Origin of the sequence: Citrobacter sp. Marseille-Q5395 (assembly GCF_947057495.1) — a bacterium.
Classification (GTDB): domain Bacteria; phylum Pseudomonadota; class Gammaproteobacteria; order Enterobacterales; family Enterobacteriaceae; genus Citrobacter; species Citrobacter murliniae.
Genome location: NZ_CAMSEL010000021.1, coordinates 84384 through 95387, shown reverse-complemented (window position 1 = coordinate 95387; position 11004 = coordinate 84384). Strand labels below are relative to the sequence as shown.

Annotated in this window: 13 protein-coding genes and 1 other annotated feature; of the genes, 3 read left to right on the top strand and 10 right to left on the bottom strand. The window is 51.0% G+C overall.

What is annotated here, in order from left to right:
- On the top strand, window positions 1–349 hold a 349-nt coding region (locus tag OH663_RS21260), incomplete at its 5' end, for an integrase core domain-containing protein (RefSeq protein ID WP_263525856.1).
- Between the two features lie 18 nt (window positions 350–367).
- On the opposite strand, the gene OH663_RS21255 is transcribed toward OH663_RS21260, so the two are convergent.
- Window positions 368–1372, bottom strand: coding sequence for an NAD-dependent epimerase (locus OH663_RS21255; protein WP_200013265.1), 1005 nt, complete (start codon window positions 1370–1372; stop codon window positions 368–370).
- Window positions 1373–1726: 354 nt separating this feature from the next.
- Between OH663_RS21255 and wzzB the strand changes: the two genes are divergently transcribed.
- Window positions 1727–2710 (top strand): LPS O-antigen chain length determinant protein WzzB, encoded by a 984-nt coding sequence (gene wzzB / locus OH663_RS21250; RefSeq protein ID WP_200013264.1) that lies wholly within the window; start codon window positions 1727–1729, stop codon window positions 2708–2710.
- A gap of 62 nt (window positions 2711–2772) precedes the next feature.
- Here the strand turns inward: wzzB and hisIE are convergent, their stop codons facing one another.
- The 9 genes from hisIE to hisL form a co-directional block, all read right to left on the bottom strand.
- The gene (hisIE, locus tag OH663_RS21245) at window positions 2773–3384 is read right to left on the bottom strand and encodes a bifunctional phosphoribosyl-AMP cyclohydrolase/phosphoribosyl-ATP diphosphatase HisIE (RefSeq protein WP_200013263.1); all 612 of its coding nucleotides are present in this window, start codon (window positions 3382–3384) and stop codon (window positions 2773–2775) included.
- Entirely contained in the window at window positions 3378–4154 is a 777-nt protein-coding gene (hisF, locus tag OH663_RS21240) for an imidazole glycerol phosphate synthase subunit HisF (protein ID WP_200013262.1), read from the bottom strand. The genes hisIE and hisF overlap by 7 nt, the downstream gene beginning before the upstream one ends.
- Window positions 4136–4873, bottom strand: a complete 738-nt coding sequence (gene hisA / locus OH663_RS21235; RefSeq protein WP_045444597.1) for a 1-(5-phosphoribosyl)-5-[(5-phosphoribosylamino)methylideneamino]imidazole-4-carboxamide isomerase — start codon at window positions 4871–4873, stop codon at window positions 4136–4138. The genes hisF and hisA overlap by 19 nt, the downstream gene beginning before the upstream one ends.
- Complete coding sequence (hisH, locus tag OH663_RS21230) at window positions 4873–5463, bottom strand: imidazole glycerol phosphate synthase subunit HisH (RefSeq protein ID WP_045444595.1); 591 nt, start codon at window positions 5461–5463, stop codon at window positions 4873–4875. The genes hisA and hisH overlap by 1 nt, the downstream gene beginning before the upstream one ends.
- Window positions 5463–6530: a bifunctional histidinol-phosphatase/imidazoleglycerol-phosphate dehydratase HisB gene (gene hisB / locus OH663_RS21225; protein ID WP_048221127.1), complete on the bottom strand. Its 1068-nt coding sequence runs from the start codon at window positions 6528–6530 to the stop codon at window positions 5463–5465. Before hisB ends, hisH begins: the two co-directional genes overlap by 1 nt.
- Window positions 6527–7606, bottom strand: coding sequence for a histidinol-phosphate transaminase (gene hisC / locus OH663_RS21220; protein WP_200013261.1), 1080 nt, complete (start codon window positions 7604–7606; stop codon window positions 6527–6529). The genes hisB and hisC overlap by 4 nt, the downstream gene beginning before the upstream one ends.
- Window positions 7603–8907: a histidinol dehydrogenase gene (hisD, locus tag OH663_RS21215; protein ID WP_200013260.1), complete on the bottom strand. Its 1305-nt coding sequence runs from the start codon at window positions 8905–8907 to the stop codon at window positions 7603–7605. Before hisD ends, hisC begins: the two co-directional genes overlap by 4 nt.
- Window positions 8908–8912: 5 nt before the next feature.
- Window positions 8913–9812: an ATP phosphoribosyltransferase gene (gene hisG / locus OH663_RS21210; RefSeq protein ID WP_045444584.1), complete on the bottom strand. Its 900-nt coding sequence runs from the start codon at window positions 9810–9812 to the stop codon at window positions 8913–8915.
- Between the two features lie 47 nt (window positions 9813–9859).
- Window positions 9860–9982, bottom strand: a sequence feature (His leader region).
- Complete coding sequence (gene hisL / locus OH663_RS21205) at window positions 9958–10005, bottom strand: his operon leader peptide (protein ID WP_100250077.1); 48 nt, start codon at window positions 10003–10005, stop codon at window positions 9958–9960. (Overlaps the previous feature by 25 nt.)
- 174 nt (window positions 10006–10179) lie before the next feature.
- Here hisL and OH663_RS21200 point away from each other — a divergent pair, with 174 nt between their 5' ends.
- Entirely contained in the window at window positions 10180–11004 is an 825-nt protein-coding gene (locus OH663_RS21200; protein WP_045444581.1) for an SDR family oxidoreductase, read from the top strand.

Genomic DNA, 11004 nt, shown 5'->3' with positions numbered 1-11004 from the left:
TCTGAGGCGGAGAAAAACGACAGGTCCGCTGGTACATCACTCTGACAGAGGACTGCAATACTGTTCGGTACTTTATCAGTCAGTTCATGAGCGAAACGGAATAACCTGTTCAATGACCGATGGTTACAACTGCTACCAGAATGCGCTGGCTGAGAGAATAAACGGGATACTGAAAAATGAGTTTTTACTCTCGCGCCCGGAGGATCTTGCACAAGCCCGGATGATGATAAAAGAGTCCGTGGCAATTTATAACCATGAACGGCCACATCTGGCCCTGAAATACAAAACGCCCGATGATGTTCATCAGGCGTTTTACAGACAAAAAACTGTCAACCTATATCAGGACTAGTCATAAACCAGACTGCAATTATACTTTGTAGAAATCACGATACCAGTCAACAAAGTTTTTCACGCCATTTTTAACTGTTGTTTCGGGTTTAAAACCAATAACCTCATACAGTGCTTTAGTATCTGCGCTGGTTTCCAGTACGTCGCCAGGCTGTAGTGGCAGCATATTTTTAGCTGCTTCAATACCAAGGCCATCTTCCAGTGCCTTGATGTAATCCATCAGTTCAACTGGTGAACTATTTCCAATATTGTATACGCGATAGGGCGCAATGCTTGTTGCCGGGGTTCCGGTCTCAACGGTCCATTGTGCGTCAACCTGCGGAATGATGTCCTGCAAGCGAATAATTGCCTCTGCTATATCATCAATATAGGTAAAATCACGCTTCATTTTTCCGAAGTTATAGACGTCAATACTTTTACCTTCAAGCATCGCTTTGGTGAACTTAAAGAGCGCCATATCAGGGCGCCCCCATGGACCGTATACAGTAAAGAAGCGCAGGCCTGTTGTAGGTAGTCCGTACAGGTGCGAATACGTGTGTGCCATTAGTTCATTAGCTTTTTTGGTCGCGGCATACAGAGAAACGGGATGGTCGACCGAATCATCCGTAGAAAAAGGCATTTTGCGGTTCAGGCCGTATACCGAACTGGAGGAGGCATAGAGCAAATGTTGTACTTTATTATGCCGACAACCTTCAAGCACGTTCAGAAAGCCAGTAAGGTTAGAGTCAGCATAGGCGTGCGGGTTTTCGAGCGAATAACGTACGCCAGCCTGTGCGGCAAGATGTATTACACGGTCAAAATGCTCGCTTGAAAAAAGCTCAGCCATCGTGTCCCGATCGGCTAAATCAATTTTATGAAAATTGAAACCGGGTTGCGCCAGTAAATCCAGACGAGCTTGTTTAAGGCTCACGTCGTAATAGTCGTTAAGATTATCAGTACCGACGACTTGGTAGCCTGCCTTCAGGAGGCGCTTGCTAACGTGGAAGCCGATAAAACCAGCGGCTCCCGTAACCAGAAATTTCATTTTTTGTTCCTCTTTCAGGCTAAATTATAGCAAGGTGCCAGCAGGCACCACAAAACAAGAATGATACCGTTAGATGGCAAGAAAGATAATTGTTAAGTGTCATTACGCCAACCTCTGTTTTGGTGATGAAAAACATATTCATGACGTGAATTTGTTGATTAATCAGATTAATCCTCAGTAACGGGCATCTGAACGTTGATGTTAATGATTTCCTGAGTAACTTTTTCTGTGAGGATTAAAATACCAATCAAAATCCTGTAAACAATCTGCGATTTTTATCAATAATCCTATGGCATTACCCGTATATATGACTACACTATTTCCAGTTTCAGTTCTTCCTCATTTAAGGTATTTATGTCTGTGGGCGATAACAACACATCCGGGCGCAGTAACGATCCGGAACAGATTGATTTGATTGATTTAGTAGTGCAGTTGTGGCGTGGCAAAGTGACGATTATTGTTTGTGTAATTGTTGCGGTTGCGCTGGCGGCAGGCTATCTGATGATTGCTAAAGAAAAATGGACTTCGACAGCAATTATTACCCAGCCGGATGTTGGTCAAATTGCGACCTACAATAACGCATTCAACGTTATATATGGTAACAGTGCGCCAAAAGTAACAGATCTTCAGATGGATGTGGTTGGTCGTTTTAGTACGTCTTTCTCTGCGTTAGCCGAAACACTCGATAACCAGGAAAAACCAGAAAAATTGACCATTGAGCCGTCGGTTAAAGGTCAGCAGCTGCCGCTGGCGGTTTCTTATGTAGGTAATTCAGCAGAAAATGCGCAGCGTCAACTGTCTGAATACATTCAACAAACTGATGAAAAAGTTGCTAAAGAGCTTGAACTCGACTTGGTTGATAGCATCAAGTTGCAAACGACTACGCTTGAAGACTCTTTGAAAACTCAGGAAGTGGTTGCTCAGGAGCAAAAAGAATTGCGAATTAAGCAAATCCAGGAAGCATTGCGCTATGCCGAACAGGCGAATGTAACCAAGCCGCAGCTCCAGCAAACTCAGGATGTTACTCAGGACAGTATGTTCCTTCTGGGTAGTGAAGCCCTGAAATCGATGATTGAGCATGAGTCTACACGTCCCCTGGTGTTCTCTGACAGCTACTTTCAGACCAAACAAAAGCTCTTGGATATCGAGAATCTGAAGCTTGAGGGGGCAGAGATGCACTCCTACCGTTATGTGATGAAACCAAGCTTACCTGTGCGTCGTGATAGTCCGAAAAAAGCAATTACTCTGGTTCTGGCAGTACTGCTGGGTGGGATGATTGGTGCGGGTGTGGTTCTTGGTCGCAACGCTCTGCGTAGTTACAACGCAAAAGCGCAGTAAGTCATCATTTATTTACTGCAAAAGAAAAACCGGGCGTTGCCCGGTTTTTTTGTGTCTGCAGATTACTGATGACGTTTACGTAAATTCTCAATCACCGTGGTCAGATCGAGATCCTGGTCCTGCAACAGAACCAACAGGTGATACATCAGGTCTGATGCTTCATTGGTCAGTTCGAAACGATCATGCACCGTCGCGGCCAATGCGGTCTCGACACCTTCTTCACCGACCTTCTGGGCAATTCGTTTAGTGCCACTTGCATAAAGCTTCGCGGTGTAAGAGCTGGCAGGATCCGCCGTTTTACGTTCAGCAAGCAGTTGTTCAAGTTGATACAGGAAAAGCCACTGATGGCTTGCTTCACCAAAACAACTGCTGGTGCCTTTATGGCAGGTTGGTCCAACTGGGTTGACCAGCACCAACAGGGTGTCGTTATCGCAATCGGGTGTAATGCTGACAACATTGAGAAAGTTGCCAGAGGTTTCACCTTTGGTCCACAAACGCTGTTTGGTGCGCGAGAAAAAAGTCACTTTCCCGCTTTCGAGGGTTTTCTCCAGCGCCTCCAGGTTCATATAGCCGAGCATCAATACTTCCCCGGATACCGCATGTTGCACAATGACCGGCATCAGTCCGTCGGTTTTTTCCCAGTCAAGTTCCCGGCTTTGTTGCTTCGTTAGCATATCCTGATCTCCACGCCCTGTGTCGCCAGGTACGTTTTTAATTCACCAATATTAATTATCTGTTTGTGGAAGACGGAAGCCGCGAGTGCGCCGTCGACATCTGCATCTCTGAATGCCTCGAGGAAGTGTTCCATCGTTCCTGCACCACCAGAGGCGATCAGTGGAACATGGCAAACCTCGCGCACTTTTTTTAGCTGCTCCAGATCGTAGCCGTTACGAACACCGTCCTGGTTCATCATATTGAGGACGATTTCGCCTGCCCCGAGTTTTTGCACTTCTTTTACCCAGTCGAGAGTTTCCCACTGGGTGACGCGGGTACGGTTTTCATCACCGGTATATTGATTGACGTGATATTTTCCGGTTTCTGTGTCATGCCAGGTATCAATACCGACCACAATGCACTGCACACCAAAACGGTCAGCCAGGCGGGTAATCAGCGTCGGGTCGGCCAGCGCAGGGGAATTGATTGAGATTTTGTCTGCACCAAAGGTGAGTATTTTGGCTGCTTCTTCCGCCGACTTAATGCCGCCAGCAACACAGAACGGAATGTCTATCACTTCTGCCACACGTGAAACCCAGCTCTTATCAACCACACGGCCATCGCTGGAAGCAGTGATATCGTAGAACACCAGTTCATCCGCACCTTCATCGGCATAACGTTTTGCCAGCGGCACGATGTCGCCAATGATTTCGTGATTGCGAAACTGGACGCCTTTTACAACCTGTCCATCGCGAACGTCCAGACAAGGAATTATGCGTTTTGCCAGCATTGGATGGCCTCCTCAACGGTGAATTTACCTTCCAGCAGAGCACGGCCGACGATCACGCCGCGAACGCCTGTCCCGCGCAGAGCGGCCACATCTTCAATATCACCAATACCGCCAGAGGACTGAAATGCCACCTGTGGGTATCTGGTGCAGACCTCTTCATAAAGCGAGACGTTTGAGCCAGCCAGCGTGCCATCGCGGGAGATATCTGTACACAGCACATGCTTCAGGCCAACGGGTAAATAGGTCTCAACCAGTTCTTCCAGCGAAACGCCGGAGTCTTCCTGCCAGCCGCTGACCGCTACCTGTTTGTTACCCTGGGCATCAATACGCACATCGAGTGCCAGTACCAGCGCATCGGCGCCAAAGCGGGTGAACCAGCCTTTAACCATCTCTGGTGATTTTACCGCTGTGGATCCGATAACCACACGCGCAACACCCGCGTCCAGCAGGGCTGCAACGTCCTCTTCAGTGCGCACGCCGCCGCCAACCTGTACCGGAACGTTTACGCCAGCGACCAGCGTTTTAATCAGCGGTATTTGTCGTTTCAACGGATCCTTTGCACCGGTCAAATCCACCAGGTGCAAAACCTGCGCACCTTGCGCGGCGTAGTCTTGTAGACGCGGTAAGGGATCGTTGCCGTAATCGCGCTGTTGCGCGTAATCGCCCTGATGGAGGCGCACAACCGTGCCGTCGATTAAATCTAATGCCGGAATAATCATCACATCTCCAGAAAGTTTTTCAGCAACTGCGCCCCTGCGAAACCCGAACGTTCAGGGTGAAACTGCACGCCGAAGAAATTGTCTTTTTGTACTGCAGCGGTAAACGGTTCGCCATAGTTGCACTGAGCGATGGTCCACGGATTCACCGGCATGGCGTAGCTGTGCACAAAATAAAAATATGCGCCGTCCTCAATGCCCTGAAACAGACGGTTCCCGGCCTGCGGATACACGCGGTTCCAGCCCATATGCGGTAGTGGCAGGCCAAAATCGGTCATTTTGGGCACGTCCTGCTCAATAATGCCCAACAGGTCGACACCGTTACTTTCTTCGCTGCGGCGACCGAGAAGTTGCATGCCCAGGCAAATCCCTAACACAGGTTGTGTACAGGCTTTGATCAGCTCTATCAGTTCTCGTTCTTGTAACTGATCCATTGCCGACTGCGCGGTGCCAACACCGGGCAGAAAGAGTTTATCGGCGCGCAGTACAACATCGGCGTCACGACTGACAATAGGATCGTATCCATGACGCGCCACGGCGGATTTCACCGAGTTCAGGTTGGCGCAGCCGGTATCGAGGATCACCACATTCATCACAGCACTCCTTTTGAGGAGGGAAGCGTGTCGCCTTCCACGCGAATCGCCTGACGCAGCGTGCGACCAAATGCTTTGAACAAGCTTTCCACGCGGTGGTGGTCATTTTTGCCTTTGGTTTTCAGATGTAGCGTGACACCCATGGTGTAAGAGAGTGAACGGAAAAAGTGTTCAATCATCTCCGTGCTCAGATCGCCGACGCGCTGATAGGTAAATTCAGCCCGGTATTCCAGGTGAGGGCGCCCGGAAATATCCAGTGCGCAGCGTGCCAGACACTCGTCCATCGGCAGTACAAAACCAAAACGGTTGATTCCGCGTTTATCGCCCAGAGCCAGCTTTAAGGCTTCGCCCAGCGCCAGACCGGTATCTTCCACCGTGTGGTGATCGTCGATATACAGATCGCCTTTGACGGTAATTTCCATGCAAAAACCGCCGTGGGTCGAAATTTGATCCAGCATGTGGTCAAAGAAACCAACGCCGGTATTGATTTTGCTGCGACCCTCGCGGTCCAGCCAGACTTTGACGTCAATCTGTGTTTCTTTGGTATTACGCTCAACGTGAGCGTAACGATCGCGTCGGGTTAGCTGTTCGGCAATTATCGACCAGTTCAGGGTTTCACGGTTATAGCGTAATCCGGTAATTCCCATGTTTTCAGCAAGCTGAATATCGGTCGCCCGATCGCCAATGACGTAGCTGTTCGCGGCGTCCAGCGCTTGCTCAACCAGGTACTGTTCGACCAGCTTCACTTTTGGCTTACGGCAATCGCATTCATCCGCTGGCAGATGCGGACAGATCAATACTTCATCAAATACCACCCCCTGAGAGGTGAATATCTGCATCATCAGGTTGTGCGGGCCGTCAAAATCTACCTGCGGGAAACTTTGCGTTCCCAGGCCATCCTGGTTGGTTATCATCACCAGCTTATAACCTGCCTTTTGCAGTTTCAGTAGCGCAGGGACAACCTCCGGCTCAAAAGCGAGCTTGTCAAAGCGATCAACCTGAAAGTCACTTGGCGGTTCAGAAATCAGGGTTCCATCACGGTCAATAAAAAGATACTTCTGGCTCATACTTGCTCCGCACGTAAGGCGTCAATGACGCGCTGGCTCTCTTCACGGGTTCCGACAGTAATACGCAGGCAGCCGCTTAACGAAGGTTGTTTGTTCTGGTCTCGTAAGATAATGCCCCGATCCCACAGAGATTTAAACACAGAACTGGAGGCGGTAAAGCGGGCCAGAATATAGTTGGTTTCAGAGGTGAAAACCTGCTCCACGCAGGGGATTGTTTTCAGGTTATCGACCAGATACTGGCGCTCTTGCAGGATCTGCGTCACCCGTTTACGCATGGCTGAAATCCCTTGTGGCGTCAGTGCCTGGGCGGCGATGTCTGCCACTGGGGTAGAAAGCGGGTAGGGTGCAATCACTTTCAGCAGCAGGTTGATAATTTCTTCATTAGCCAGCGTAAATCCGCAGCGCAAGCCTGCAAGGGCAAACGCTTTGGAAAGCGTGCGCAGGACCACCAGGTTCGGATATTCAGAAAGCCAGCCTGCCAGCGTTGCCTGCGGACAAAACTCAATATAGGCTTCATCGGCGACCACGATGGCTTTCCCCTGCGTCATGTCGAGCAGTGAGCGCAGGTCCTGTGGGTTGATCAACTGACCTGTTGGATTATTCGGGCTGCAAACGTAGACAACCTTTACACCATCAAGCTTCTCAGCTATGCCCTGTAAATCCAGTTGCCAGTCGTCAAGAGTAGGGACGGTGCGGCATTCAACGCCGATGGTTTCGGCGCTGACGCTGTACATGCCATAGGTTGGCGGGCAGTAGAGAATCGCATCTTTGCCGGGTTCACAAAATGCGCGGATCAACAGCTCAATACCTTCGTCTGCCCCACGACTGACCAGTACCTGCTGTGGTTTCACGTCTGCGTACTGTGCGTAGTTCTCGATCACCGCCTTCGGCTGACATTCCGGATAGCGGTTTAGCGTCTGCTGGCTTAACTGGAATTCAACAGCGGTCGGAAACTCATTAGCATTCAGCCAGACATCGCCATTACCGCCCAGACGGCGGGCGGACTGATAGGGCGTCAGCTCACGAACATTTTTACGGGCTAAATCGGTAACGCTGAGAATGTTATCAGTACTCATGCTTGCTCCTTCAGGGCGTTAACACGCAGGGTGACGGCATTTTTGTGGGCGGTCAGTCGCTCAGCGGCGGCCAGCGTTTCAATCGTAGAGGCCAGGGCTGAGAAACCTTGCGGTGATAATTCCTGTACGGTCATCCGTTTCTGGAAATCAGCCAGCCCAAGACTTGAGCAGGTTGCCGTATAGCCATAGGTTGGCAGGACGTGGTTGGTACCTGAAGCGTAATCACCCGCCGATTCCGGCGACCAGTCACCGAGAAATACCGAACCGGCACTGGTGATGTCATCAACCAGTTCCCGCGCGTTACGGGTCTGAATAATCAAATGTTCCGGACCGTACTGATTAGAGATGGCGATGCATTGCTGCAAATCTTTAGTCACAATCAGGCGACTGGCGCTTAACGCCTGACGAGCGGTTTCCGCGCGAGGCAGTTCAGCAAGCTGGCGTTCTACCGCTTCAGCGACACGGCGTGCGATATCAGCATCCGGCGTCAGCAGGATCACCTGAGAGTCCGGTCCGTGTTCGGCCTGAGAAAGTAAGTCAGAGGCGACGAAATCCGGTGTTGCGCCGCTGTCGGCAATCACCAGCACTTCTGACGGGCCCGCAGGCATATCGATTGCCGCACCGTCCAGACGCTGGCTGACCTGGCGTTTGGCCTCGGTCACAAAGGCATTACCGGGGCCGAAAATTTTGTCCACTTTCGGTACAGATTCGCTACCAAACGCCAGCGCGGCAATGGCCTGCGCGCCACCGACGTTAAACACGTCCTGTACTCCGCATAACTGCGCCGCATACAAAATTTCATCGGCAATAGGCGGCGGGGAACACAGCACTACTTTTTTGCATCCCGCTATACGAGCCGGAGTGGCAAGCATTAATACCGTAGAGAAGAGCGGTGCAGACCCTCCGGGAATATACAGGCCAACAGAGTTCACCGGACGGGTCACCTGCTGGCAGCGCACGCCGGGCTGCGTTTCGATATCTACTGGTGGCAGTTTTTGCGCGTTATGGAAAGTTTCGATGTTGTTTACCGCCACAGCCATGGCCTGCTTGAGGTCATCACTCAGGCGTGCGCTGGCGGCGGCAATGTCTTCGGCGCTGACTTTCAGCGCACTGACCGTGGTTTTATCAAACTTTGCGCTGTATTCGCGCAGCGCCGTATCACCATGTGATTTGACGTTATCCAGAATGTCGCTGACGGTACGGGTGATGCTGTCTGAGGCGGAAATTGCCGGGCGCATCAGTAATTCGCGTTGTTGCTCGGGGCTACAGCTATTCCAGTCAATGATTGTGCTAAAGCTCATGGCGATTACTCCATCATCTTCTCAATCGGCAGTACCAGAATCGAGCTGGCACCGAGCGCTTTCAGTTTTTCCATGGTTTCCCAGAACAGGGTTTCGCTGCTGACCATGTGCATTGCCACGCGCTGCTGATCGCCCGCCAGCGGCAGAATGGTTGGGCGTTCAGCACCAGGAAGCAGGGCGATGACATCTTCCAGACGTTCGCTTGGAGCGTGCATCATGATGTACTTGGATTCGCGGGCCTGGATAACACCCTGAATGCGGGTCAGTAATTTATCAATCAGCTGTTGCTTGGCTTCAGCCATCTCGCCATCGCGTTGAATCAGGCAGGCTTTGGAACGGTAAATGACCTCCACTTCACGCAGGCCGTTGGCTTCCAGTGTGGCGCCAGTTGAAACCAGATCACAGATAGCATCGGCCAGTCCGGCACGCGGTGCGACTTCAACAGAACCGTTTAACAGACAGGATTTAAACGAGACGCCTTTTTGATCGAGGTAGCGTTTGAGCAGGTGCGGATAAGAGGTCGCGATACGTTTGCCGTCCAGCGCTGACGGGCCGTCCCATGCTTCGTCAACGGGGGTAGCCAGCGAGAGACGGCAGCCGCCGAAGTCCAGTCGACGCAGTGTAAAGTAGCGTGGATCTTCGCCCTGTGCCCGTCGGTTGAGCAGTTCCTCTTCCAGAACGTTTTCACCAATGATGCCAAGATCCACGACGCCATCCATTACCAGACCCGGGATATCGTCATCACGCACGCGGAGAATATCAATCGGCATATTCTCTGCCATCGCAATCAGGCGCTGGGTGTGAAGATTAATTTTAATGCCACAGCGGGCCAGTAATTCGCGTGAATCATCGCTTAAACGGCCTGATTTCTGCATAGCTATGCGTAAACGGGTGTTGTCTAACATTCTCTGTTCCTCGTTATCCTGTCTGAATCGGTCTGGGTTGCGCGCCAAAAAAAAAGCCCCCGGAAGAATTCTTCCGGGGGCTCTCTCATACGCTCATGCACCACTGGAAGATTTAAATGTCTCCCAGCACACATCGCCTGAAAGACTAGTCAGGATGATGGTGGTGATGGTGTTTAAATTGAGCGCGTGTCATAAAATTTCTCGATGAATGCTTATTCATTTGATGTCTTTTAACCTAAACCACTTCAGCCACGGAAAGCAAGGGCTTTTTTTGATCATTAATTCATTTCATATTGATACTATGAATTGTCAGCCACCGTGGGCTGGCGTAGCCTTGAGTTATAGGCCAAAAGTCAGGAGAGAAGGCATGAAAAAGGTCGCAATTGTCGGGTTAGGTTGGTTAGGCATGCCGTTAGCCATGTCGCTGGCGGCGAGAGGCTGGCAGGTCACCGGCAGCAAAACCACTTTGGATGGTGTAGAAGCGGCCCGAATGAGCGGTATTGAGAGCTACTCGTTACGCCTGGAGCCTGAACTGGTCTGTGAGCCAGATGATCTTGATGCGTTAATGGACGCCGATGCGCTGGTGATCACGCTGCCCGCACGCCGGAGCGGTCCTGGTGAGGATTTTTATCTGCAGGCGATGCAGGAACTGGTCGACAGTGCGCTGGCGTATCGTATTCCTCGGATTATTTTTACCAGCTCTACGTCGGTCTATGGCGATGTACAGGGGATGGTAAAAGAGGGCTCGCCGCGTAATCCGGTTACGGCAAGCGGTCGCGTTCTGAAAGAACTGGAAGACTGGCTGCACAACCTGCCGGGGACCTCGGTCGATATTCTGCGCCTGGCCGGGTTAGTTGGACCGGGAAGACACCCTGGCCGTTTTTTTGCGGGTAAAACGGCTCCTGACGGACAACACGGGGTTAATCTGGTGCATCTGGATGATGTTGTTTCGGCAATCACCTTGTTGTTACAGGCACCTAAAGGGGGACACATCTATAATATATGTGCGCCTATGCATCCTGCGCGTAATGTGTTCTATCCCCAGATGGCTCGTTTGTTGGGTATGGAGCCGCCAACTTTCCGGGACAGTGTGGATAACGGTAAAGGTAAAGTCATTGATGGCAACCGCATTTGTAATGAGCTTGGGTTCGAGTACCAGTATCCTGATCCGCTGGTGATGCCGATGGAGTGA